Here is a 23,595-nt window from a genome sequence, read left to right as displayed (position 1 = left end):
ACGATTCGACGCACTCCCGCGGCCTCGATCAGCCGTTCGCACCCCTGGCAGGGTGGATCAGTGATATACAGCGTGCTTCCTTCGCATCCGTCACGTCCGGCGTAGATCACGGCGTTTGCCTCAGCGTGTACCGCGATGCACGAGCCGGCCCCCGTGTCGTAACTACTGCCGGGTAGGACTCCGGAGGTTGCCCGGGGGCAACGGCCGGCTAGACAGGACGGTCTACCTGGTGGGCTCCCGTTGTAGCCCGTTGAGATGATCCGGTTATCACGGACCACAACCGCACCAACCTTGCGCCGTGAGCAATCCGCGCGTGCGGCAACAGACCTCGCAATCCCCAAGAAATACTCATCCCAATCGGGCCGCGATTCTTCTTGAGCGGTCAACAGACCATCCGGTCTATGACGGTCATGATGCCTGCCGCTTGAGCTAGACCCGCGGTCATGGTTGCTCCGCGGGAGTTGTTGAGAATGAAAGCTATGCAGATATCCGCACCTAACTTCACCATCTCGGCGTTTCTGATGAAGCCGGCTCGCTTGCCGAAGCGCTCCCAATCGGCCGGGTGACGCTCGACACCCCAACCGAGTAGCTCTGCCTCTTCCTCTGCCATCCGGTCCGCTCCGGTCGGGCAGGCACCCGACACGAGGAGACGCCCCGGCCCGTCCAGGCGGAGCAGGGCCGCGCGGATGCGGCCCCGCTCCTGCCAGTCACGGCTACCCGTGACAAGGACTCTCACCACTACCGGCGGTCCTTAAGCGTCTGCTCCCACGCGTTCGCCACGAGATCCCCGAGATAGCGCTCCGCGGTATCCCGGCTGATTTCCGGGTGGTGGATGCCGTACACGGTTCGCCCACCAAGCCGCATCCGGATCACGTCGCAGCGAAGGCTAGGAACCTCAAGAGCCTCCGGATACCGATAGGACATGTCGTCCCAATCGCGGAAGCTGATTGCGCGAAGGCGAGAAGAGTCGATCATCATCACGGATTCGTCACCGGTCCGAAGCTCGACTAGCTGACCGTTCTTAGGGCCACCGATCATGATTGCGCGCACTCAGTGCCCCCTTAGCTTTACGTGAAGGACGTTGGAAACCTGCGGGTGAAGAGTCATCGGGCCACCCGCCATCAGTTCGACGTGTCCGCCCCTGGCGGTTATGTCGACGTAGCCGATTCGGTCCGCCATCTTGGGCGGCAACCCGAGGTCAACCTTGAAACGCACCCGCGTTCCCGGCTTGAGTCCGATCGGGTGCGGGTCGTACGGGTCAAGAACGGTGTCGGTCTCCCCCGGCTTCGTTCCGTCCCTGGCCCCTTCGGCGTACGCCTTCGCGGCGTTTACACGGGCCTCCGCGGTAGTGGCTAGCCGGCGGTAGTAGGCCATCCGATCCCGCGCCCACTTCGGTAGCCGTTCCTCCCGCGGGTCCGGCTCAATCGAGGTCAAGCCGGTAACCCGCGATCCACGAACCGACCGCGATACCGACCCGCTCCCGGAGCTGGTCGACGCGATCCCGCCATGTCCGGTTTGTTCTCGAACTCGAGAATCCGGCCGTGTAAACGCTGCGCGCTAGCGGGTGCTCCGTGGTCGGCTCAGTGAACGGAGCGACCCAATCCGCGGACCGCAGGGACGTAACCCACTCCTCGATCACGTCCCGCTCTGTCGCCGGCTCCGCGGCGCGATGCTTCCCGATCAACCGTGATCCTCGACCACGGTCAGGGCCTTGATCTGGCCACCGAAACCGGGCTGAACCTTGACGGTCGACTCAGGCTTGACGAACCGCAGAGCGGTCCGGATCTCCCCGGCCGTGAGGCCCTTCTTCGGGTCGTTGGCAACGATGGTGGTAACAGCCTTAGGCATGAGCAGCCTCCGCAATCGGGGTAGTCGGGAAGTCCTGAACAGAGAAGGGAGCTAGCTCCCGGAGGTGGCCAAGGACGATCGCGGCGAAGCCGCGGATCTCCGCGTCAGCCGCGGAGTGGTAGCGCTTGGCGAGCACATCCCGCCAGGCCCGGAGGTTGCCCGTAACGATCAGGTCGACGGGCGTCGAGTTGGGCAGGAAGGAACGGGCCGCTTCCCGGCTCTCCTTCACGCTGTAGCCGTGCCTGGCGGTCTCGGCAACCGCGGCCCGGTACAGGTCTAGGGAGCGCTGGTAGTGGCCTTCCAGGGCTTCCCAGAGGGTGCGCTCCGGGAGCGCATCGAACAGGGGCGGCAGGGTCGGCACCGGGTGCGAAACCTCTTGGTCGACGTACCGCTGTGACTCGACGGAGAACGACAGGAACCGGTGTCGCTCAAGCTCGACGAGCAGGGCACGGGAGACGCCCTCGACATAGAACGTCACCGAAGAGTGCTCAAGCACGCTGTAGTGACCCTGATCAAGGATGTTGTCCAGGTAGCCGGCGGTTGTCGCTGTCGCTGGCCGCTTCCGGCCCCAAGCCTTGTAGCAGGCACGGCCGGCAAGCTCCGCCAGGTGATCGGCGTCGGTCACGTCGAACTCTTCGCCGGCTTGGTCCGCAAAGGCGGTCCCACCGAGGACGCCGCGGACGGCTTCCCAATCAACCAGCGTGTGAGCGATAGGCGTTACGCGCAAAGGGTTGTAGCTCCTTCCCTAGGGGCGGGAGGCCCGGTCCCTACCGGGCCTCCCAACGTTCCCAATCATAGCTTCGAGGTACGACGAAAGGCCCTAACGGATGGGGCAGGCTCCGTTGGAGCACTCCTCATCGACGCTGTCCGCGACGACCGTTGGCGCTGTGATCTCCCGCCACTGTGCGAGCGTCAGCCGCTCATAGGGTGCCTGCGGCCGGGTGCCGTCCGGCATGATCGTGGTTCCCTTCAAGTTGGGAAGCCACTCGGTCAACAGCTCCATCACGCCATCGACCGTGTAAACGCCTTCGGGCACGTTGGCCGTGAAGCTCACGGCGTTGTCCGCGTAGTGCTCCTGATACATGGCTTGGAAGGCCAGCATCGAGCCAAGCGGGATCTCGTCTGCCGACTGGACAACGGCGTTCGGGTCAAGGCCCAACGCTTCGACTTCCTCCACAAGGCTTTCCTTCGTGGGGAACTCGACAACCCATGTGTTCGCGGCGTACTGGCACGGCTCAACCGTGTAGCCCTCCGCGGCGTACTCCATGACCTTCGCCCACTGAACCGGGTCGACGGACGAGAAGCGGACTCGCCGGATGAAGTACCGCGCGTAGACCGGATGGATTCCTTCGGTCCGGCCCGGCATCTTCGCGATGCTGCCCGTGGGGGCAACGGTGGTGACCTTGACGGGTTCCGGGATGCGGAGAGCGAACGCGTACGCCCGTGCCTCATCCCGTACCGCCTGGCGGAGGTAGCGGAGCATGTTCGGGATCGAGCCCATCCCAAGCGGAGCTTGGGTGAACGGGATTCCCCGCTTGGCAAGGAAGCCCTGAACCCCGAAGTGACCAACCCCGATTCGCCGCTGTGCGGCCAACCGGTCCGCCTGCTTCGGGTCTGTCACGTCCCCGAAGGTGGCCCGGATCAGGAAGCGGGTCATCAGCCGGTGAGCCTCCGCCATCCCGTCGATGTCGTATATCTCGTCCGGGGTGCCTGCGAACGCGTCCAGGTTGACGTGTCCGAGGTTGCAGTTTTCCCACTCGGTCAGCGCGATCTCGCCACACGGGTTGGTGGTGACTACCTCGGTTGGCTCACCCTCGTTTGAGAGGGTCTTGTTCCAATACCCCGGCTCACCGTTGGCGAGCATCCCGGTAACCACGGCCCGGTGAACGTCGAGCGCAAGCTTCCGCTTGCCGACAGCCGGCGCACCCTTCGCGGCCTGGCGAAGGTGCCGGATGAAGTGCTCATCGATCTCGACCGAAATGTTGGTTGTCCAATGCTTCGCCGGGTCCGACTTCGAATCGATGAAGTCGAACACGTGCGGGTCGGCCCAATGAACCATCGACATCCGGGCGGACCTCCGGACACCACCCGCAACGACACACGCCCCGATCTCGTGGTCAATCTCCATGGCCTCAAGCGGCGTGATGTGCTTGGAGCTGACGCGGGAGCTGTTGAGGACTCGACCGATGTTGTTCATCATGCGAGCGAACGGGCCCGGCCCGGACGCGGTACCGCCGAAGGTGCGGAGCGGCTGACCTTCCGCCCGTACCCGGCTCACGTCGTACACCCGGTCGACGTGCTTCGGGTCGGTGTCGCTCATGTACGTGTCGATCAGGTCGACAAGGGCGGCGGCCCAACCCTCCCGCGAATCCTCGACAGCGAACGCACCCGTCCATTCGTGGCTGTAGGCATTGCTCAGAAGGCCCGCATCCCGCATCCGGGTGTAGTCGGGGTGGGCAGGGTCGCAGACCACGTGCACGGTAAGGGCACGGCGTACACGCCCGTACGGCTCCAAGAAGCGGGAGCTGTAGTTCGCCCCTACTCCCCCACCCTCCATGAGGCGCATGAAGCTGAATTCGAAGTGCGTCGACAGACGCTCCGCGGACCAGCCGGACACGTGGCAGTTGAACAGGTATTGCCGACCGGGTACGCCGCTCGCCCAAAGGTGGCGACCGGCCGGGATGATCCGGAAGTCGCCCATGTGCGCGCGGAGCTGCTCCGCCTCCGCCTGGACCTCAGCCGACCACGTGTCAGGCTCCCCGTACACCAACCCGAGGTTGCCGGTCACTACCCGGTTCACGGTGTCGGCCCACGTCTCCCGGGTGCCGTCCGGGTTGGGTCGCTGGTAGGTCCGCGTGTAAACGGTCTCGCCCGTAGGCCCCCATTTCGGTTCGGTCACATGTCCCCCTTGATGGCCAAGCCGGCGGCGGCGTTGCTGATTGCGTGGCGGGCACCCGGCCCCTCGTGGTTGTCGATGCGAGCGGCACGCGACACGTTCATTTCGACGGTCAGCTCACGGGTTGCCTGCCCGTACGCGTTCCGGGCAGAGTCCGCGGACTTCCGGCCCATCGCCCCGGCGATCCGGTCCCAATCCGGTCCGCCATCCTCGTTCGGTGCGCCAAGGTGGCGCTCCTGAATGACGGTTGCCTGCCAGTCGCGGAGCCGCGGCCAAGCGGCCTTGATGTCTAGCGCGGTGTCGATTGCCTCGCCGGTAACCCACTTCGCGGACACGTCTTCCGGGGTCGGCCCGTTCGTCCAATCCTCGTAGTCGAAGAAGAACGGCAGGAACAGGCGGACGTACTCCGGGTCATAGAAATACTGGTCCGCGTCCGACATCCGCTGTACGCGTTCCTTCCGCGCGTACACCCGGGCCACGTTCTTAAGGCGGGTCTCGATCAGACCCGTCTGACCCTCCCGGAAGAGGATCAGATAGTTACGCGCGTGCTCGACCGCTTCGAGCGAAAGCACGCTGAACGCTTCGTCTTCCTCGATGCCGTGCGTGTAGTGCACATCCCGTGCGGCCTTCTCGATGATCGGCAGTAGCGGGGAAACGTCAAACTCAGTCATCAGTTAGTCAACAGCCCTTCTCGGTTGTCCTTCTCCATGAGTCGGCCGTTCGACCAACCTCCGCAGTCCTGGCACTGAAAGCGCCGGTAGCGGCCCGCTTGGGTGATGCGGTGTCCGCGGCTCTGCATGTCCTTCGAGCCGCACCGGGTGCACGTGAATTCGTTCGGGTCGTCGCTAAGAGAGAACGTCGCGACGTTGGGATGCGACAGCATCCACGGCCGGAGCTTTAGGTACAGCTCCTCAAGCGAAAGCACGTCCAACCGGTTGTACTTCTTCATCTCCCGCCAAGCGGCAGGGTCACCCTTAAGGCACGCCTTCCAAAGCGCGTGACCGGGGTAACGGGCGTGACTGCCCTTCTTCGTGTCCGTCAGCTTGTCAGTCAGGTAGGCAAGCTTGTTGCTCGTGAACGCGGCAACGCGACGGACCTCAACCAACGTGTCGATGACTCGATACGGAGCCGGCGGAGACATCCCGGCAAGGATGAACCGCGCGTTCAGCTTCTTGAAGTCGAACTTCCGCCCGTTGTGCGCAATCACGATGTCGGCTTCATCGAGGAGATTCCACACGGCTTCGAGAAGCGCGGTGTCGTCTTCGATGTCGTCGGCTTCGCTCTGATCGCGGTACACGAACCGCGGGTTACCGAGCCATTTCCAACCGAAGGAAAGGATGGACCAATCACGTTCGATCTGGCCTAGGCCAATGTTCTGATCGAAGGTGCCCCACACTTGGGCAATCAAGGGTGCCGTCTCGATGTCGAGTACGGCGATGCGCGGGTCACTCACCCGGGTACGAAGCCGTAACGTCGATGGGCTCAGCAGCAATAAGGGTGATGCTCTGAATGACGGTCTGGCCCCATCGGTTGCGGAGCATGGTCAGCGTGGTAGTCAACTGATCCTCTCCCTCGACCAGCCGCGGGGTTGTCTGCCCCGGGGGAACCATCGCCGGGTCCATTTGAATCTTGAAAATCGCAATCACTTAGTCGCTCCCTTCGGGGTGTCGCCATCGAACAGAACCTTGAAGTAGTTACTCGCCCCGGTGTGGTAGACGATCAGCCCTTCCGGGTGCTCGAATCCGGGAACCGCAATCGACATGCGGCCCTTCATCGCGTCGCGAAGGAAGTCGATCGCATTCCCCATCTCGGCACCGGAGCCAACCCAAAGGATCGGGACCACGGTGCACACGTCGGGGCACGGCTGAACCTTCGGGAAGTATTCGCGTACGAAGTCGTTCGCTTCCTCGTCCCGCGGGTCGTACCAACGGCCAGCGTTGAACAGAGCGAACCGCTTCTCGGCAAGTCCGTAGTTGCGCTGAATACCGGAGCCGAACCATTCCCCGTAGTGGTTGCCCTGGCCAAGCTGGACCAGCGCTCCCGCGTTCCGCTCGACCCATGCGGCGAAGCCCGCGTTGTCCTGCTGCCGGGTAAGCCATCGGTTCCGGGAGCCGGCTCGAATGTGCCACTCCCATTGGGGAATGCCCTCTTCGTCAATGGTGGTGTAGTCCAACACGACGTTTACACCGTCTGGCCGATCGACGCCCGTTCCGAACGTCTCCCGGGTGATCGAGACAAGTCCGTTCGTCCCGTCGATCTTCTCCGTGATCACAGCGTCTTTGCTGAGTCGCGGGATCTTCGGCCAACTCGGGTAGTCGCTCAAAGGGTCTCCTCCGTTTCGTCGGTGTGCACGCGGGCCGCGGTACCGAGGTGTAGGTAGATGTCGACGGAATCCGGAAAGTCAACGTCGTCTTTCAGGAACAGCATTCGGCCGATAGGCGCGTAAGCTGCCGCTTCCGGGGATTCGAGCAGGGCCGCGGACTGTTCCGCGATGAATTGCGCGATCCCGTACGGGAGTGGGATACCGATGGTGTCGCCAACGGCAAGCTGCCAACCCTGATCCATGAAGATTGCCGCGATCTTCCGAGGCCCGACCGACATCTCAAGCTCGAAGTCGAACGCTTCCGGGATGTCCTCTTGAATCGGCTCCTCGAACAGGCGGACCATGGGAACCTCGACCTCTTCGGCCTGGACGGTTCGGCGGCGTTTAAACAGTCTCAGCAAGGTTCCTCATTTCGTATTTGACTTTCTCGGCGGCCCACACGTTGTAGGTGACTGCGGCGGCGTGATCCTCGTCCGTCTCGCCGGCTAGCCACTGCATGAAGTGCCGGAAGGCGGATGCGTGGAAGCGGTCAAGCTCCTCTTGGGTGGTGGCCTTCTCCCAATTCCGATCCCCGTACTTCACGGCTCCGCGGGCTAGCAGGGCCGCGAACCGGGTAATCATCTGTTCGTCGTACGGGATGCCTTTCGGAATGAGCAGATCGAACCGCGGCTTACCGTCTTGGGTGTCCCGCACCATCCCGGTTGGGTAGGACCAGCGCACCCCGGAATCCTTGGTTTCGAAGTCAGGCACTCTTGACCTCCAATCGTTTGGTGAGTGCGTCCGGCCCTTCGGCCAAGACAAAAGAGTTGACGTCATGACCGGATGGCATCAACACGATTCGAGCGTTGGCCACTTGGCTAGCGACCTTCTCCGCGAACGTCTCCCCCTGGCCCTTGTCGTCGTTGTCCGCCAGGATGAACACGTTCTCGTATCCCTTGAAGCAATGGCTGTAATACTCTTTCCAGCCGTTGACTCCGGGGATTCCGACTGCCGGCAATCCCGCTTGGTGCGCGGTCATCGCGTCGAACTCCCCTTCGCAGATACACACGAAGTGCTCTCGCCTATCGAGGTCTGCGGGGTTGAATAGCCGCGGGATGTCGCCAGGGACCGAAAGGTATTTCGGGCCGGTAGCGTCGCCGGGAGGGATGGCCCGGAACCGCATACTCACGACTCCGGAGCGGGTCAGGTAGGGGATTGCTAGCTTTCCCTCGTATTGCTCATGCCCCGGCAAGGGGCTTTCTACGAGACCCAGCTTGAAGAATTGAGCGTTGGCCCCTGACAGGCCCCGGGTCTCCTTCAAATACTCGACGGCGGGACTTGCCGGGTTTGCCATCAGAGCCTTGTGATACGTCTCCGTAGCTTCGCCCAAGAAGGTCTTCCAAGAATTGCTTACTACCAGGGAAATCTCTTGCATCCCCCTTCCAAATGACTAGCCCGTAGGCGTCTTCGTTTACGTCGCAAGCGAAACAGCGGAACCGTTGAAGCTCCCCGTGAACCGATGCCGAAGCCGTACGGTCCTCATGGAATGGGCATTTCATGCGTCGCCATCTCGGCGCTAGCGGCACGAAGGCGGCCCCGTAGTGTTCTAGAACGGCGTCAATCGGTGGCTTCTCAGTCACTCGGGAACCTCCTTTTCATCGGGTACGCCGGCGGACCCTTCTCCGCGGTGGCCTTCCGGGCGCGATGACCTCCCGGCCGAGAGCTTGAACAGCGGGCCGGTTCTTGAGGTAGTCGGCTAGGGCTTGGGCACGGTCGGCGCTCTTAAGGCGTCCGACCAACCGCGTATTGCAATAGGGGCAGAGGATGCCCCGCACAGGGCCAGCCTGTTTAAACGCGTGCTCATGGTCGAGATGGAACGTCTCCCCATCCCGCGGCTTCCGCTTGCATATCGCGCAGCATTCGCCTTGGTGCTTCCAGATCAGGTCCCACTCTTCGAGGGTGATCCCGTAGGTTTTCAGGACCCAATCGGCACGTGCCTTCCGCTTGGCACACTCGGGTTTGTCGTACAGCCGTTGCGAGCCAGATAGCGCGCCCCCGCATACGACGCACTCCCTAGTCGGCAATACGGATACCGAGATCGGCCAGGATGTCACCAAGCTTGTTCTCGATGGCCCGTGCGTCCGACTCAAGACCAGCCCGGTTCGCCATGTTCGCGAACGTGCGGACGTTGTCCGGCTTGATCGAGAGGAACAAGGCCCGCGCCTCCTGGCCCGTCATCGTGAGAGTGATAACGGGGTTCTTCTCGACCTTGACCTTAGCCATAAGGGGTGGCCTCCGATTCTGTGCTGATGTCTGCGAGCCGCATCCGCGAAGGGTCGTACGCAAGCGGCACTTGCCATTGGGCGGAGCTGTCGTTGCGCCCGGTCCGGTTCTTCACCGGGCACACGAACAGCCGGGTTGATTCGGCGTTCCGGTAAAGCGTCAGGATCAGCTCAGGAACCTTGCTGATCTTCCCGCGGAGTCCGGAGAGCGGAACGGGTTTGATCCCGTCGTCAAACTCGCCGGTCACGTGATGAAGCGCGATGATTGCGGCTCCGGTCTTGCGTCCTAGCTCGTGTAGGTAGTCGCAGGAAGCCTCAAGCGCTTGGTATCCCTCCCCTTCGCTTTCAAGGTTCGAGATGTTGTCAATCACGATGAAGTGCGGCCACTCCCCGTAGGTTGCCGCGTAGGCGTAGAGATCCTGTTCGAGGTAATCAAGCTCGATGCGGCCCGCGAAGTCCATTCGGACGTTGCTCTTGGCCTCAAGAAGCGCGTCTACCTGTGCGGTGTTCTCTGCCATCACGGCGTTTTCGATGTCGTGGGTTGACCAACCCGTGAACATCGCACCGGCCCGGAGATACATCGTGAATGCATCCGTGTCAGCGGAGGCGTAATACCCGGGTGCCCCGGACCTGAGAGCGACCGTAAGAGCCTTGACGGACTTACCCACACCCGGAGCCGCGGCGATCAGCGTTAGCTGTCCACGGCGGATGTGAACGCCTTCCCCGGCCAGGCTTTTGAAGACGGTCGGGAGTGGTTCACCCGCACTGCCCCGGGAAAGCTTGGCCCTAGTGAGCGTGAGCATTCGGCCCCCTTCCGGAGGCCCGGCCGGTCGTCGGTGCCGGCCAGGCGTACGCGGTCAGAGGCTCAGAGCCATTCCGGCTTGCACTGTGACGGGTCACCCTGGCGAGCCGGGCACATCCACGCCTTCCACTCCCCGCGCTTGCCCTGGCCCGTCTTAAAGACCTTCGTGCCGTGGGGGCACGTGGGGGCAGTCATGCCGGGCGGAGTGCCGGCGGGAGCTGCCGGGGGCGGCGTAGCCGGCGGCGTGTAGCCGTTGGCCTGAACGGTTGACGGGTGCTCGACCGGCTGTCCGCCAAGCTCGCTACCGACGAGGAAGAACCCCTTAAAGGTCTTGTCGGCGTTGCCCACGGTTGCGAACAGGCCCGTTGCCTCAACCGAGGCGATCTTGTCAGCGATCTCCGCGGCAGTGCTGCCCTTGATCACGAACAGCGGAGCGTCGTAGCCGGGGTGCGGCTTGAAGCTCACCACGAAGTCATCGCGAGTGTCAGTCAAGCTGTGTTTCCTCCTTGGGTGGGTATTCGTCGGCACGTGAGCCGACCGCGGAACAGAAGTCGGAGACGCCACACGTGCGGCAGTGATCTCCGGGGTTGGGTAGGAAGAGGCCCGCGTTCACAGACCTATCCATGTCGTGAAACCAGCGAGTGACACGAGAGCGTGTAAACGCGCTGAGATCCACGGGGGCATCCGGCCGGTTGTCCTTGGCCATGTAGAAATCGCCCCACGTCGGCAAGTAGCCGTAGTCCTGTTCGATGGCCAGGCGGTACACGCCTAGCTGAAAGGGCCAGTCCGGGCGCTTGCTACCGGTCTTGACGTCCCTAGGGCCAATCTGCCCGGTTGGCCACTCGATGATCTGATCGATGAAGCCCTTCACCGTTACGCCATCAAGGTCTAGTTCGAACTCGACTTCGAGGGCCGGTTCTTGGCCACCGATTAGCCAAACCCGCTCTTGAGCTTCGGAGGCATACCGGAGGTACCCAAGTACCTGTTCGGCCCCTCTGGTCCTACGCCTACCTATGTCGTCGGAGGCCCTGACGCGTCCCCCGGTTAGCCACCGACCGAGATCCGGCTCCGTCTCCGTCGCTTCCGCGATGAGGCGGTCAAACTCCGTCTCGTACAGGTCGACAACGTCGTCAGGGTGCGCCTGGCGGAAGCCCTCTTCCCAGAACTCGCACGCGCTGTGCACCGCGATCCCTTGCGCGAACCACGCTGCGGGTCGCGCGGGGGCCTTCGCGATCTTCTCCAACCGGTAGCCCTCTGAGCACTTCACGAAGCTCGACCATTGGCTGACGCTCCTTCGGTGCTTCTTGGTCTCGTCCATCTACCTCCCAAGGTTCCCAATCTAAGCTTGAGGGCTTAAAGAAAGGCCCCGGTCGGGGGCCTCCCTCAAGTGTCAGTACGGGCGGAGCTGCTGCCGCATCACGCGGATGTGATCGGGGGTGCCGGTGTCGGCCCAATACCAAGAGCGGTTCATGGGCTCGCCGAAGCCGTTCACTCCGTGGGAGTTGACCGCGATCAGCTTTGCGCCCTCCATGGCGGTTACGGCGGCGTTGTAGTCCTCACCGTCGCACATGCCGGATGAGATCATCTCGAACCCCGTTCCGCTCCGGAAATGGAAGCGGACGAGGGAGAGAACGTTAGGGAGGTCGATCAGGACATCAAGCTCACGAAGCTCCGTCACGTCGCCGGCATCGAGCCGGACAAACGGCAAAGTGAGGTCGACGGTAGGCAGTTCAAGGCGTGCTTCGGTGTTCACTTTCGGCCGTACTCCGTTCGGGCTGAAACCTTGCTGACACGTGAGGCAGACACTAGGGCTGACGTGCGGAAACGCACATCATCCGATCGGCTAGGCCGCACGCGCCCCGCGGCGCTCCCACGTCACCCACCGATAAACCGAGTCACGGGTAACACCGAACAGAGAAGCGACTTGGGACGCGTTCATTCCCAACTCGGACATCATTCGCTGCCCGGCGGTAACTCGATCCCGTTCCGTCGCAAGAATCCCACGGGCCACGCCGCGCTGATCCTCCGAAAGTTCACCCGCCAGTCGGGCCAGGTTTTCCGAAGCCCGGATCATCTCGTCACGGGCGTTCGAGTCGCGACGGTTGGCAAGCCGAATGTCGTTCCAACGCTTAGGGTCGATGGCCTGGCGGTCGACGTGGGACAGCCCACCGAAGACGCCGAACTCATGCTTCCAGCCCTCTTCGCGGCACGCGTTGTACCGGCTCAGGGGGCACTCCTCGCACCCGGCTTTCGCGGCCTCAACGTCCTTACCGCGACTGGCGAACCAAAGCTCCGGGTTGCGTTCGCACGGGCTACCGTCTGACACCGGCCACCTCCTGAGTTTCCCAATCTAAGCTTCGGGGGCTTTGGAAGGCCCGCCGTAGCGGGCCTGACCCCTTCGCTCTTACGTTCCCAACTATAGCTTGAGGGTACGACACTTGGCACTAGTGAGCCGTGACACTGGCCCTGACCAGCGAAAAGCCCTCCCGGGTGGCTCCCGGAAGGGCTCTCGCTGTCGGTCGCGCTACCCGCGGCCCCGGTGGCGGCCGGCGCTTGCGCGGATCTCCTCGACCAACTCAGGGGGTCTGATCAGGTTGTCGCCATCCTCTGGCCTACGCCGCATGTAGAAGAAGCCACCCGTCTTCGGGGAGGCGTCGTTCGGTGGCTGCTCCCGGTCGTAGCACAGGACTAGCCCGTTCTCCCGGATGCCCCGTAGCCACTTATCGACCATCCTCGACTTCGCCGGGGGTAGGGGGCTCTCGCCGGCTTCGCGCTGAGCTAGGTAACGCAGCATCAGGGCCGGGTGTGCGTACGTGTGCTCCTTGGCCACTCGCCAGGGAATGAAGTCATCGTGCCGGGCGCGCGGCTTGACCGCGTTCGCCTGGCGGAGACGGAGGTAGACCGCGTTCTCCGTCGTCCCGTAGTGCGCTGCTATGTCCGAGTATTGCCATCCGTCGTGGCGGAGCTGCACAAGGACACTGTTGTCCGGCAGAACCCTACGGGCAGGCATCGTTGAAACTCCTTCGTGGGCACCCTCGCGGTGGGTGATGCTTAGATTGTGACTCACGGTTGAAGCTATGTCCAGCGTACTCAACCACAGATTCGGACACGCGGCCCCAATCATCCTTTCGGCCAGACATCGGGTCACGATGCGGTCACGGACCCCCATCGCTCCCAACCTAAGCATGTCCAGGTCTGCCCCGGTTTGCACTCGGTATGAGGCACTCTCGGTAACCGTTTAAGGGCTACGTTTGTCCAGGTCAGGCACCAGATGTTAGTTCGACTGCACGTCGCGGTCGTTCAGCACCGGCTCCGAGTCCGGCATCAACAGCCACTACCTGCGGATCCGCGCGAAGAACAGCGCGATCAACGGGCGCAACTACAACCAGGCCGAGTCCGGCGCCAAGGCCGACGACATGCCGGCGCAGGCCACGGCGACGGTCGGCCGCGCGCCGCAGTACGTCACGATCCTGATCGGCGCCAACGACGCCTGCACGAGCTCCGAGAGCTCGATGACCGCGGTGAGCACGTTCCGCGGCCACATCGACACCGCCCTCGCCACGCTCAAGGCCGGCCTGCCCAACGCCAAGGTCGCCGTGATCAGCATCCCCGACATCAAGCGGCTCTGGGAGGTCGGCCGGACCAGTGGCAGCGCCCGCACAGCCTGGTCGCTTTTCGGCATCTGCAGGTCGATGCTGGCCAACCCGACCTCGACGGCCGCGGCCGACACCGCCCGGCGCGACCGCGTACGCCAGCGGGTGATCGACTTCAACACCCAGCTCGCCCAGGCCTGCGCGGCCTACGGCCCGAACTGCGACTGGGACGGCAACGCGGTCTTCAACTACCCGTTCGCCTTCAGCCAGGTCTCCGGCTGGGACTACTTCCACCCCAACGCGGCCGGCCAGACGGCCCTGGCCCAGGTGAGCTACGCCGCCGGCTTCAACTGGTGACAGCAAGGGGCCCCCGGAAGCATCCGGGGGCCCCACTGACACATCACGCGGGTCGCAACCAGAGCGCGCCAAGCGGCGGCACCCGCAGCTTCGCCGACACCGGCATCCCGTGCCAGTGCACCTCGTCGGTCGTCACGGTGCCCATGTTGCCCACCCCTGAGCCGCCGTAGTCGGCCGCGTCCGTGTTGAGCACCTCGACCCACGCCCCGGCCCGCGGCAGGCCGATCCGGTAGTCCTCGTGCGGCACGGCCGCGAAGTTGACCACGCAGACCAGCGGCGAACCGTCCGGCGCCAGCCGGATGAACGCCAGCGTGTTGTTGGCCGCGTCGTCGGACACGATCCAGCGGAACCCGGCCGGCGTCGTGTCCTGCGACCACAGCTCCGGCGCCTCGCGGTAGACGAGGTTGATGTCGCGCACGAGCCGCTGCAGCCCGGAGCGCTGCGGATCCGAGGTGAGGCCCCAGTTGAGCCCCCGCTCCTCGTTCCACTCCTCGTCGTCGCCGAGCTCGCAGCCCATGAACAGCAGCTGCTTGCCCGGATGGGCCCACATGAACGCCAGCAGGGCCCGCACGTTGGCCAGGCGCTGCCACAGGTCACCGGGCATCTTGGACAGCAACGACCGCTTCCCGTGTACGACCTCGTCGTGCGAGATGGGCAGCACGTAGTTCTCGGACCACGCGTACACCATCGAGAAGGTCACCTGGTTGTGGTGGTACTGCCGGTGCACCGGCTCCTTCGAGGTGTAGAGCAGCGTGTCGTGCATCCAGCCCATGTTCCACTTGAAGCCGAACCCGAGCCCGCCACCGGACGTGGGCCAGGTGACGCCCGGATAGGCTGTCGACTCCTCGGCGATCATCACGACGCCCGGGTGGTGCTTGTAGACGGTCGCGTTGGTCTCCTGCAGGAAGCCGATCGCGTCGAGGTTCTCGCGGCCGCCGTACTGGTTCGGTTCCCACTGCCCTTCCTCGCGCGAGTAGTCGAGGTAGAGCATCGAGGCGACCGCGTCGACCCGCAGCCCGTCGACGTGGAACTCCGCGCACCAGTAGAGCGCGTTGGCGACGAGGAAATTGCGCACCTCGCGCCGCCCGTAGTCGAAGATGTAGGTGCCCCAGTCGGGGTGCTCGCCGCGCCGCCAGTCGCCGTGCTCATAGAGCGGCGTCCCGTCGAACCGGGCCAGCGCCCACTCGTCGCGCGGGAAGTGCGCCGGCACCCAGTCGAGCAGCACGCCGATGCCCGACTGGTGCAGCCGGTCGACGAGGTAGCGGAAGTCGTCGGGGTCGCCGAACCGCGCCGTCGGCGCGAAGTAGCCGGTCACCTGGTAGCCCCACGAGCCGCCGAACGGGTGCTCCATCACCGGCAGGAACTCGACGTGGGTGAAGCCCATCTCCGCGACGTATTCGGTGAGCTGGTCGGCCAGCTCCCGGTAGCCCAGGCCGGGCCGCCACGAGCCGAGGTGCACCTCGTAGACGCTCATCGCCTCCTGGTGCGGCTTCGCCGACGAGCGGCGCGACATCCACTCGGCGTCCTTCCAGTCGTACGACGACTCGTCGACGACCGAGGCCGTGCGTGGCGGGATCTCGGTGCGCCGGGCCATCGGGTCGGCCTTCTCGCGCCAGACGCCGTCGCGGCCGAGGATCCGGTACTTGTAGCGGTCGCCGACCGCCGCGCCCGGCACGAACACCTCCCAGACGCCGCTGCTGCCCATCGAGCGCATCGGCCAGCCCTCGTAGGGGCCCCAGCCGGTGAAGTCGCCGACCACCCGCACGCCGCGCGCGCTCGGCGCCCACACGGTGAACGAGACGCCGCCGTCGCGGGCGTGCGAGCCGAGCGCGTCCCAGAGCTTCTCGTGCCGGCCCTCGTTGATCAGGTGCAGATCGAGCTCGCCGATCGTCGGGCCGTGCCGGTAGGGGTCGTCGACCAGCCGGCCGTCGACGTCGATCCGGTAGTCGACGACCTCACCCGGCACCTCGACCTCGAAAACCCCATCCGGGTGTACGCGCGACGCGGTGTGCCGTTCGTCGCCGACCACGACGGTGACCGTGCCGGCGCCCCGGCGCAGCGTCCGGATGGTGGTGCGCCCGTCGCGTGGATGCGCGCCGAGAGTGGCGTGCGGGTCGTGCGTCGCGCCCGAGATCAGCTCGTCCATCATCTGGTCAGTCCCTACCTCACCCCACGCCCTTCGGCGCGGTCTGTGTCACCGACGCGGACGCACCGAGAGAATGTGCGCCGGCTCGAGGAACGGGTCGAGCCGGACCGCGTTGCGCTGGCCCCAGTCGTACGTGCCCCCGGTCAGCTGGTCCGTAACAACGAACCGTTCGTGCCAGTCCATCCCGAGCGCCGGCATGTCCAGCGTGGTGTTTCCCCACTGCACCCCGCCCGAGTCGAACGAGCAGATGACCAGGATGGTGTTGTCGACCCGCGGATCCCGTTTGGACCAGCAGAGCAGAGCCGGGTTGTCGATCTCGTGGAAGCGCAGGTTGCGCAGCCAGTGCAGGGCCGGGTTGGCGCGCCGGACCGCGTTGAGCCGGCCCAGGAAGCCGGCCAGGGAACGGCCCGCGGCCTCGGCGCCGGCCCAGTCCCGGGGCCGCAGCTGGAACTTCTCGTTGTCGAGATATTCCTCCGCCCCGGGCCGCGCGACGTGCTCGAACAGCTCGTAGCCGGCGTAGACGCCCCACGACGGCATCAGCATGCTGGCCAGCACCGCGCGGATCTTGAACATCGGCGGACCACCGTGCTGCAGGCTCTCGTGCAGGATGTCGGGCGTGTTCGGCCAGAAGTTCGGTCGCATGTGGTCGGCCGCCGCGACCAGCTGCTCGCAGTACTCGCGCATCTCCCAGGCGGTCGTCCGCCAGGTGAAATAGGTGTACGACTGGCTGAAGCCGATCTTGCCCAGCCCGTTCATCATCGCCGGGCGGGTGAACGCCTCCGCGAGGAACAACACGTCCGGATCGACGTCCTTGACCTCCGCGATCAACCAGTGCCAGAAGTTGACCGGCTTGGTGTGCGGATTGTCCACCCTGAAGATCTTGACGCCTTGTTCGACCCAGTGCAGGACGACCCGCCGGATCTCCTGCTTGATCCCCTCGGGGTCGTTGTCGAAGTTCAACGGGTAGATGTCCTGGTACTTCTTCGGCGGGTTCTCGGCGTACGCGATGGTGCCGTCGGCCCTGGTCGTGAACCACTCCGGATGCTCGGTGACCCACGGGTGGTCGGGCGCGCACTGCAGGGCGAGGTCCATCGCGACCTCGAGCCCGTGCTCGGCGGCCTTCGCGATGAACGCCCGGAAGTCGTCGAGCGTGCCCAGCGCCGGGTGGATCGCGTCGTGCCCGCCCTCCTCGGCCCCGATCGCCCACGGCGAGCCGACGTCACCCTCCTCCGCGACCAGCGCGTTGTTCTTCCCCTTGCGGTTGACGCGGCCGATCGGGTGGATCGGCGGCAGGTAGAGCACGTCGAAGCCCATCTTCGCCACACCCGGCAGGCGGTTCTGAGCGGTCGTGAACGTGCCGTGCCGGCTGTGCCCGTCGCCCACGACCGCGCCCTCGGAGCGTGGGAAGAACTCGTACCAGGCCGAGAACAGGGCCTTCTTGCGATCGACCCAGACGGGGTACGCGTCACTCGCGGTGACGAGCTCACGGACGGGGTGCTGCCAGAGCAGGTCCTGCAGGCCGAGCGCCGGGGACACCCGCACGCCGAGGGGCAGGTCGTCGGCCCGCAGCGCCTCGGCCGCCTTGGTGACGCGCGAGCGCTGGTCGTCGGGCACGCCCTCCGCGGCCCGGTCGAGCAGAGCCGCGCCCTCGACGAGGTCGTTGGCTAGGTCGGTGACGTCCTGCCCGGCGGCGATCTTCTTGTCGACGGCGCTGCGCCAGCTGAGGTACGGGTCGCTGAACGCCTCGATCACGAAGCTGCCCTCGCCGACGGAGTCGGGGGTGAAGGCGGCGTGCCAGCGGTCGGTGCCGGTGGCGCCGGGGGTCATCCGGGTGAACGGCCCCTCAGCGCCGCTCGGATCCCGCCACACCACGTTGCAGCCGACGGCGTCGTGACCTTCGCGGAACACGGTGGCCGAGACCGGGACGATCTCGCCGACGACCGCCTTGGCCGGGTACTTGCCGCAGCTCACCGACGGGCCGACCTCGTCGATCGGGATCCGGCCGTCGGCCGGGTCGGGCTCGACCGGCGCCTGCCTGCCGGAGCGCGGCGCCTCCGCCGGCGCGTCCGCGAAGTCCGCGTCAGCGGGCGCCGCGGTCGCCGTCGCCGTCGAGGCGGGGGCGGGCGACGCGACAGGAGCAGGAGCCGCAGGAGGCGAAGCGGCAGGAGCCGTTGAAGTCGCGGGCCCCGCAGGAGCCGGGTCAGCCGCGGTCGCCGCAGGCGCCGCCGCAGCGTCGGCAGGCGAACCAGCAGGAACCGGCGCAGCTGCGGGAGTCGCGGGAACAGCGGCCGGCGATGCCGAGGGAGCCGCCGAAGGAGTCGGAGTCGCGGGAGCGGCGGCCGGCGACTCGGCCGCAGAAGTAGCGGCCGGCGACTCGGCCGCAGGCGCCGGCGGAGGGGCGGCCGGCGGAGCGGGCGCGGGCGCCGCGGTGGTGTCCGCGGAGGGCGCCTCGGCCGCCGGGTCGGCCGGCTTCGCCGAGCCCGGCGCGGGCTCGGAGCCTTCCGGCTTCGCCGCCGCCGGCCCCGGCTTCGGCGAGGCCGGCGTCGCCGACCCAGGCTTGGCCGGCTCCGCGGGGGTGGAGCTGCTGTAGATCAACGCCGGCTTGGCCGCCGGCGGACCCGGCTTCGGCGCGGGCGCCGCGGGCTTGGCGGCGTGCGGACCGGGCTTGGCCGCGGCCGGAGCGGGCTTGGCCGCGGCCGGAGCGGGCTTGGCCGCGGCCGGAGCGGGCTTGGCGTCCGGGGGCGGGCCGGGCTTCGCCGCAGGTGGCGCGGGCTTGGCGTCCGCGGGCGGGCCGGGCTTCGGGGCGGCCGGTCTGGCGCCGGGTGGGCCCGGTTTGGGCGCCGGGCGGGCGCTCTCGGCCGGCGGCCGGGAAGCCCCGGCGGCAGGGTTCGTCGTCGGCGCGGGATCGACCTCAGCCATGATCTCCACCGTAGTCGGGTCGTCGGCCCGCGTCGCGTCGAGGACGAGGAATGTTCGCCCTGTGGCCCTTGTCTGTTTCGCTCGGGGCGGCCCCCTCAGCCCTCGACCCGCTGGCCCTTGCCGATCACCACGATCCCGTTGTCGGAGACCGTGAAGCGGCGGCGGTCGCGCTCCAGATCCACGCCGATCTCGGCGCCCTCGGGGACCACGACGTTCTTGTCGAGGATCGCGTTGCGGACCACGGCGTGTCGGCCGATGTCGACGCCTTCCATGAGCACCGAACCGGACACGTGTGCCCACGAGTGGACCTTGACGTTGGGCGAGACGACGGAGTTCTCGACGAGCGACCCGGAGATCACCGCGCCGGGCGAGACCATCGAGCCGACCGCCCGGCCGACGCGCTCCTGCCAGCCGTGCACGAACTTCGCCGGCGGCCACGGCATGTAGTCGGTGTAGATCGGCCACTCGAAGTTGTAGAGGTTGAACACCGGATGGATCGAGATCAGGTCCATGTGGGCGTCGTAAAACGAGTCCAGCGTCCCCACGTCGCGCCAGTAGCCGCGGTCGCGTTCGGTGCTGCCCGGCACCGCGTTGTCGGCGAAGTCGTAGACGTTGGCCGCCTGCTTCTCGACCAGCATGGGAATGATGTTGCCGCCCATGTCGTGCTTGCTCGACGGGTTCTGCGCGTCGCGGGTCACCGCGTCGATCAGCGCCTCGGCGGTGAACACGTAGTTGCCCATCGAGGCGAAGATCTCGTCGGGCGCGTCCGGCAGGCCGCGGGCGTCCGTGGGCTTCTCGCGGAACGCCTGGATCCGCTTGCCGTCGCCGGCCACCTCGATCACGCCGAACTGGTCGGCCATGGAGATCGGCTGCCGGATCCCGGCCACGGTCACGTCGGCGCCCGAGTCGATGTGCTGCCTGACCATCTGCGCCGGGTCCATGCGGTAGATGTGGTCGGCGCCGAAGACGATCACGTAGTCGGGCTTCTCGTCGTGCACCAGGTTGAGGCTCTGGTAGATCGCGTCGGCCGACCCCGCGAACCAGCGCGGGCCGAGGCGCTGCTGCGCCGGCACCGGGGTCACGTAGTTGCCGAGCAGGTTCGACATCCGCCAGGTCTTGGTGATGTGCCGGTCCAACGAATGCGACTTGTACTGGGTCAGCACGACCATCTTGAGATAGCCGGCGTTGGCCAGGTTCGACAGAACGAAGTCGATCATCCGGTAGATGCCGCCGAACGGGACGCCGGGCTTGGCGCGGTCGGCGGTCAGCGGCATCAGGCGCTTGCCCTCACCGCCGGCGAGAACCATCGCGAGGACCTTGGGTGCCATGAGCAGACGCTAACCACCTCGCGGCCCGTACACCAGCGGAGGGGGCGGCTGGTCGGCCCGAGCCGTCTAAGGTTTCCGCTGTGGACCGGATTCGAGTCGATCTCCTCACCCGCGAGTACCCCCCGGAGGTGTACGGCGGCGCCGGCGTACACCTGGAATATCTGGCCCGTGACCTGCGGCGGCTCGCCGATGTCCGGGTGCACTGCTTCGGCGCGCCGCGCACCGAGCCGGGCGTGACCGCCTATCCCGACCCACCGGGGCTGACAGACGCCAACCCGGCCCTGCGTACGCTCGGCATCGATCTGGAGATGGCCGCCGGCGCGGCGGGCACGGACGTGGTGCACAGCCACACGTGGTACGCGAACCTGGCCGGCCACACCGCCAAGCTGCTGCACGGCGTGCCCCACGTCGTCACCACGCACAGCCTGGAGCCGCTGCGCCCCTGGAAGGCCGAGCAGCTGGGCGGCGGCTACCGGCTCTCGTCGTGGGCCGAGCGCACCGCGATCGAGGCTGCCGACGCTGTCGTCGCGGTCTCCGAGGGCATGCGCCGCGACGTGCTCACCGCCTACCCGGCCGTCAACCCGGACCGGGTCCGCGTGGTGCACAACGGCATCGACACCACGCAGTACGCGCCGGACCGCGGCACCGGCGTCTGGGAGCGCATCGGCGCCGACCCGGCCCGCCCCACGGTGATCTTCGTCGGCCGGATCACCCGCCAGAAGGGCCTGCCCTATTTGCTGCGGGCCGCCCGGGAGCTGCCGGCCGAGGCGCAGTTGGTGCTGCTGGCGGGCGCGCCCGACACGCCCGAGATCGCGGCCGAGGTCACCGAGCTGGTCGACGAGCTGCGCAAAAGCCACGAGCGGATCTTCTGGGTGCCGGAGATGCTGCCCAAGCCAGACGTGATCCAGCTGCTCACGCACAGCACGGTGTTCGTCTGCCCGTCGATCTACGAGCCGATGGGCATCGTCAACCTGGAGGCGATGGCCTGCGAGACGGCCGTGGTCGCGACCGCGACCGGCGGCATCCCGGAGGTGGTCGACGACGGCGTGACCGGCCTGCTGGTGCCGATCGACCAGGCGAGCGACGGCACCGGCACCCCGCTGGACCCGGACCGCTTCGTCGCCGACCTCGCGGCCGCCGTCAACACGCTGCTCGCCGACCCGGCCCGGGCCCAGCGCATGGGCGCCGCCGGCCGCGAGCGCGCGGTCGACCACTTCTCCTGGGCGTCGATCGCCGAGCGCACGATGGCCGTCTACCGCGAGGTCATCGCCTGAGGCACCAGCACGGCCACGCCGTCGACCCGGTCGCCGGCCAGGTCCGCCAGGGCCCGGTCGGCGTCGGCCAGCGCGTACTCTTGGCGGTGCACGACCGGCGGATGGGCCCGCGCCGCCTCGAGGTAGGCCCGCCCGTCGGCGCGGGTGTTCGCGGTGACGCTGCGCAGCGTGCGCTCCTCGAACAGGTGCTTCTCGTAGTTGAGCGCGGGGATGTCGGTCAGGTGGATGCCCGCGACGGCGAGCGTCCCGCCCCGGTCGAGCGCCGCGAGGGCCACGGGCACCAGCGTGCCGACCGGCGCGAACAGGATCGCCGAGTCCAGCTTGTCCGGCGGCCGGTCCGCCGCGCCGCCCGCCGAGGCCGCGCCGAGCTCGAGGGCCAGTCGCTGCGCGACGGTGGACCGGGTCATCACGTGTACGGTCGCACCCTGCGCGATGGCGATCTGCGCGGTCAGGTGGGCCGAGGCGCCGAACCCGTAGATGCCCAGCGTCCCCCCGGGCGGGAGTTCGGCCCGGAGCAACGCGCGGTAGCCGATGATCCCGGCGCAGAGCAGCGGTGCGAGCTCGCGCGCGTCGCGGTCCCCCGGCAGCGGATAGACGTACGCCTCCGGGGCGGCCGCGTACTCGGCGTAACCGCCGTCGGCGTCCCAGCCGGTGTAGCGGGAGGCCGGGCAGAGGTTCTCGCTCCCTCGCCGGCACCAGACGCAGGTGTCGTCGGTGTGCCGCAGCCAGGCGACGCCGACCCGGTCGCCGGGCGCGTAGGCGGTCGCCTGGGCGCCCCGACCGACGACCCGGCCGACGATCTGGTGACCGGGCACCACCGGGCTGCGGTGCGGCGGCAGGTCGCCCTCGGCGACGTGCAGGTCGGTGCGGCAGACCGCGCACGCCTCGACCCGGACCAGCACCTCGTCGGGCTCGGGCACCGGCACGGGCAGCGTCGCCCGGCGCAGCGGATGGGTGTCCAGCGGGCCGGGATCGACCACCTGCCAGGCGGTCATCGCCTCCGGGAGATCGCTCACCCGTCCATCTTGACCGCTTGGAGCGTGTAGGTGAGCGGAACCCGCGCACGCCCCTCGACCAGCCGCCACTCGTCGTCGTCGCCCAGCGTCATCCGGCCCGGCAGCGCCTCCCAGGGCGCGCTGTCGTGCTCCTCCAGCGCCGTCAGCCGCAGCCCGTGGGCCAGCAGCGCGGTGACGATCTCGCCGAGGCCGTGGTTCCACTCGTGGGTGACGTTCTGGGTGAACACGGCGTCGGTGTTGACGTAGGTGCCGCCGTCCTCGAACACCATCGGCTCGGCCGTCTCGAAATAGGGGTAGCGCACCACGAGCAGGTCCGGCCGGGCGTCGTCGAGGGTCCACAGCATCGGGTGGCCCTCGCGGATGAACAGCCGGCCGCCCGGCTTGAGCAGCCGCGCCACCACCGCCGCCCAGCGGTCGACCGAAGGCAGCCAGCAGAGCGCCCCGATCCCGGTGAACACCAGGTCGTAGGACTCGTTGGGCAGCACGTCGGCGGCGCCGTAGACGTCGGACTCGACGAACTCGGTCGGGTCGTCGAGCCGCTCCGCGAGCCGGCGGGCCTCGGCGATCGCCGCCGGCGAGAAGTCCAGGCCGGTCATGCGGGCGCCGAGGCGCGACAGCGAGATCGTGTCGGTGCCGATGTGGCACTGCAGGTGGACGCCGCGCAGCCCGCGCACGTCGCCGAGCCGCGGCAGGTCGAACCGCACCACCGGGTGCAGGTAGGCGGGATCCGCCGCGAACCTGTCCAGGCCGTAGTCCGGCGAGGCGGCGTGCGCGGGGGCGCGCTCGTCCCAGTTGGCGCGGTTGACGGTGCGGTAGTCGGTCACGGCGGAGA

General features: G+C 66.7%; 28 protein-coding genes. 3 read left to right on the top strand and 25 right to left on the bottom strand.

Annotated elements, in window-relative coordinates; genetic code table 11:
• Window positions 1-382: 382 nt before the first annotated feature.
• From O7635_RS29455 to O7635_RS29360, 20 genes are all read right to left on the bottom strand, one after another.
• Complete coding sequence (locus O7635_RS29455) at window positions 383-736, bottom strand: DUF2493 domain-containing protein (RefSeq protein WP_278083748.1); 354 nt, start codon at window positions 734-736, stop codon at window positions 383-385.
• Window positions 737-738: 2 nt separating this feature from the next.
• Window positions 739-1,050, bottom strand: a complete 312-nt coding sequence (locus O7635_RS29450) for a hypothetical protein (protein WP_278083747.1) — start codon at window positions 1,048-1,050, stop codon at window positions 739-741.
• Window positions 1,051-1,434 (bottom strand): hypothetical protein, encoded by a 384-nt coding sequence (locus tag O7635_RS29445; RefSeq protein ID WP_278083746.1) that lies wholly within the window; start codon window positions 1,432-1,434, stop codon window positions 1,051-1,053. It abuts the gene before it with no gap.
• Between the two features lie 246 nt (window positions 1,435-1,680).
• Entirely contained in the window at window positions 1,681-1,848 is a 168-nt protein-coding gene (locus tag O7635_RS29440) for a hypothetical protein (RefSeq protein ID WP_278083745.1), read from the bottom strand.
• A complete protein-coding gene (gene thyX / locus O7635_RS29435) occupies window positions 1,841-2,575 on the bottom strand; it encodes an FAD-dependent thymidylate synthase (RefSeq protein WP_278083744.1) in 735 nt (244 codons plus the stop codon). Before thyX ends, O7635_RS29440 begins: the two co-directional genes overlap by 8 nt.
• 93 nt (window positions 2,576-2,668) lie before the next feature.
• Window positions 2,669-4,747: a ribonucleoside-triphosphate reductase, adenosylcobalamin-dependent gene (gene nrdJ, locus O7635_RS29430; RefSeq protein WP_278083743.1), complete on the bottom strand. Its 2,079-nt coding sequence runs from the start codon at window positions 4,745-4,747 to the stop codon at window positions 2,669-2,671.
• Entirely contained in the window at window positions 4,744-5,415 is a 672-nt protein-coding gene (locus O7635_RS29425; RefSeq protein WP_278083742.1) for a hypothetical protein, read from the bottom strand. The genes nrdJ and O7635_RS29425 overlap by 4 nt, the downstream gene beginning before the upstream one ends.
• Window positions 5,415-6,197, bottom strand: coding sequence for a ribonuclease H-like domain-containing protein (locus O7635_RS29420; protein ID WP_278083741.1), 783 nt, complete (start codon window positions 6,195-6,197; stop codon window positions 5,415-5,417). The genes O7635_RS29425 and O7635_RS29420 overlap by 1 nt, the downstream gene beginning before the upstream one ends.
• A complete protein-coding gene (locus tag O7635_RS29415) occupies window positions 6,190-6,390 on the bottom strand; it encodes a hypothetical protein (protein WP_278083740.1) in 201 nt (66 codons plus the stop codon). The genes O7635_RS29420 and O7635_RS29415 overlap by 8 nt, the downstream gene beginning before the upstream one ends.
• Window positions 6,387-7,067 (bottom strand): RNA ligase family protein, encoded by a 681-nt coding sequence (locus tag O7635_RS29410; RefSeq protein WP_278083739.1) that lies wholly within the window; start codon window positions 7,065-7,067, stop codon window positions 6,387-6,389. Before O7635_RS29410 ends, O7635_RS29415 begins: the two co-directional genes overlap by 4 nt.
• The gene (locus tag O7635_RS29405) at window positions 7,064-7,468 is read right to left on the bottom strand and encodes a hypothetical protein (protein ID WP_278083738.1); all 405 of its coding nucleotides are present in this window, start codon (window positions 7,466-7,468) and stop codon (window positions 7,064-7,066) included. The genes O7635_RS29410 and O7635_RS29405 overlap by 4 nt, the downstream gene beginning before the upstream one ends.
• Window positions 7,452-7,817, bottom strand: coding sequence for a dATP/dGTP diphosphohydrolase domain-containing protein (locus O7635_RS29400; protein ID WP_278083737.1), 366 nt, complete (start codon window positions 7,815-7,817; stop codon window positions 7,452-7,454). The genes O7635_RS29405 and O7635_RS29400 overlap by 17 nt, the downstream gene beginning before the upstream one ends.
• Window positions 7,810-8,481 (bottom strand): toprim domain-containing protein, encoded by a 672-nt coding sequence (locus O7635_RS29395; RefSeq protein ID WP_278083736.1) that lies wholly within the window; start codon window positions 8,479-8,481, stop codon window positions 7,810-7,812. Before O7635_RS29395 ends, O7635_RS29400 begins: the two co-directional genes overlap by 8 nt.
• A gap of 638 nt (window positions 8,482-9,119) precedes the next feature.
• Window positions 9,120-9,329, bottom strand: a complete 210-nt coding sequence (locus O7635_RS29390; RefSeq protein ID WP_278083735.1) for a hypothetical protein — start codon at window positions 9,327-9,329, stop codon at window positions 9,120-9,122.
• Window positions 9,322-10,131, bottom strand: coding sequence for an AAA family ATPase (locus O7635_RS29385; protein WP_278083734.1), 810 nt, complete (start codon window positions 10,129-10,131; stop codon window positions 9,322-9,324). Before O7635_RS29385 ends, O7635_RS29390 begins: the two co-directional genes overlap by 8 nt.
• Window positions 10,132-10,193: 62 nt before the next feature.
• Window positions 10,194-10,622, bottom strand: a complete 429-nt coding sequence (locus O7635_RS29380; RefSeq protein WP_278083733.1) for a hypothetical protein — start codon at window positions 10,620-10,622, stop codon at window positions 10,194-10,196.
• Entirely contained in the window at window positions 10,615-11,448 is an 834-nt protein-coding gene (locus tag O7635_RS29375; RefSeq protein WP_278083732.1) for a PD-(D/E)XK nuclease family protein, read from the bottom strand. Before O7635_RS29375 ends, O7635_RS29380 begins: the two co-directional genes overlap by 8 nt.
• 72 nt (window positions 11,449-11,520) lie before the next feature.
• Window positions 11,521-11,883, bottom strand: a complete 363-nt coding sequence (locus tag O7635_RS29370) for a hypothetical protein (RefSeq protein WP_278083731.1) — start codon at window positions 11,881-11,883, stop codon at window positions 11,521-11,523.
• A gap of 90 nt (window positions 11,884-11,973) precedes the next feature.
• Complete coding sequence (locus tag O7635_RS29365) at window positions 11,974-12,456, bottom strand: WhiB family transcriptional regulator (protein ID WP_278083730.1); 483 nt, start codon at window positions 12,454-12,456, stop codon at window positions 11,974-11,976.
• Window positions 12,457-12,654: 198 nt separating this feature from the next.
• Window positions 12,655-13,299 (bottom strand): hypothetical protein, encoded by a 645-nt coding sequence (locus O7635_RS29360; protein ID WP_278083729.1) that lies wholly within the window; start codon window positions 13,297-13,299, stop codon window positions 12,655-12,657.
• Window positions 13,300-13,453: 154 nt separating this feature from the next.
• On the opposite strand from O7635_RS29360, the gene O7635_RS29355 reads away from it, so the two are divergent.
• Window positions 13,454-14,080 carry an SGNH/GDSL hydrolase family protein gene (locus tag O7635_RS29355; RefSeq protein ID WP_347405348.1) on the top strand — a complete coding sequence of 209 codons (627 nt, stop codon included), beginning with the start codon at window positions 13,454-13,456 and terminating at the stop codon, window positions 14,078-14,080.
• A 43-nt stretch (window positions 14,081-14,123) separates the two neighbouring features.
• Here O7635_RS29355 and glgB read toward each other — a convergent pair whose 3' ends face one another.
• Together glgB and O7635_RS29345 are read right to left on the bottom strand one after the other, a co-directional pair.
• Complete coding sequence (gene glgB, locus O7635_RS29350) at window positions 14,124-16,226, bottom strand: 1,4-alpha-glucan branching protein GlgB (RefSeq protein ID WP_278085596.1); 2,103 nt, start codon at window positions 16,224-16,226, stop codon at window positions 14,124-14,126.
• A 48-nt stretch (window positions 16,227-16,274) separates the two neighbouring features.
• Window positions 16,275-18,224 carry an alpha-1,4-glucan--maltose-1-phosphate maltosyltransferase gene (locus tag O7635_RS29345; protein ID WP_278085595.1) on the bottom strand — a complete coding sequence of 650 codons (1,950 nt, stop codon included), beginning with the start codon at window positions 18,222-18,224 and terminating at the stop codon, window positions 16,275-16,277.
• A gap of 430 nt (window positions 18,225-18,654) precedes the next feature.
• Here O7635_RS29345 and O7635_RS29340 point away from each other — a divergent pair, with 430 nt between their 5' ends.
• A complete protein-coding gene (locus O7635_RS29340; protein WP_278085688.1) occupies window positions 18,655-18,816 on the top strand; it encodes a hypothetical protein in 162 nt (53 codons plus the stop codon).
• 424 nt (window positions 18,817-19,240) lie between these two features.
• Here O7635_RS29340 and glgC read toward each other — a convergent pair whose 3' ends face one another.
• Window positions 19,241-20,473, bottom strand: a complete 1,233-nt coding sequence (gene glgC, locus O7635_RS29335; protein WP_278083728.1) for a glucose-1-phosphate adenylyltransferase — start codon at window positions 20,471-20,473, stop codon at window positions 19,241-19,243.
• A gap of 80 nt (window positions 20,474-20,553) precedes the next feature.
• Between glgC and glgA the strand changes: the two genes are divergently transcribed.
• Window positions 20,554-21,747, top strand: coding sequence for a glycogen synthase (gene glgA, locus O7635_RS29330; RefSeq protein ID WP_278083727.1), 1,194 nt, complete (start codon window positions 20,554-20,556; stop codon window positions 21,745-21,747).
• Here the strand turns inward: glgA and O7635_RS29325 are convergent.
• Window positions 21,726-22,763, bottom strand: a complete 1,038-nt coding sequence (locus O7635_RS29325; RefSeq protein ID WP_278083726.1) for a zinc-binding alcohol dehydrogenase family protein — start codon at window positions 22,761-22,763, stop codon at window positions 21,726-21,728. The two genes, glgA and O7635_RS29325, sit on opposite strands and share 22 nt — an antisense overlap.
• Entirely contained in the window at window positions 22,760-23,587 is an 828-nt protein-coding gene (locus tag O7635_RS29320; RefSeq protein ID WP_278083725.1) for a class I SAM-dependent methyltransferase, read from the bottom strand. The genes O7635_RS29325 and O7635_RS29320 overlap by 4 nt, the downstream gene beginning before the upstream one ends.
• Window positions 23,588-23,595: the final 8 nt, after the last annotated feature.

The sequence above is a fragment of the Asanoa sp. WMMD1127 genome (genome assembly GCF_029626225.1).
Lineage (GTDB): Bacteria > Actinomycetota > Actinomycetes > Mycobacteriales > Micromonosporaceae > Asanoa.
This window is presented reverse-complemented; position numbering and strand designations above follow the sequence as displayed.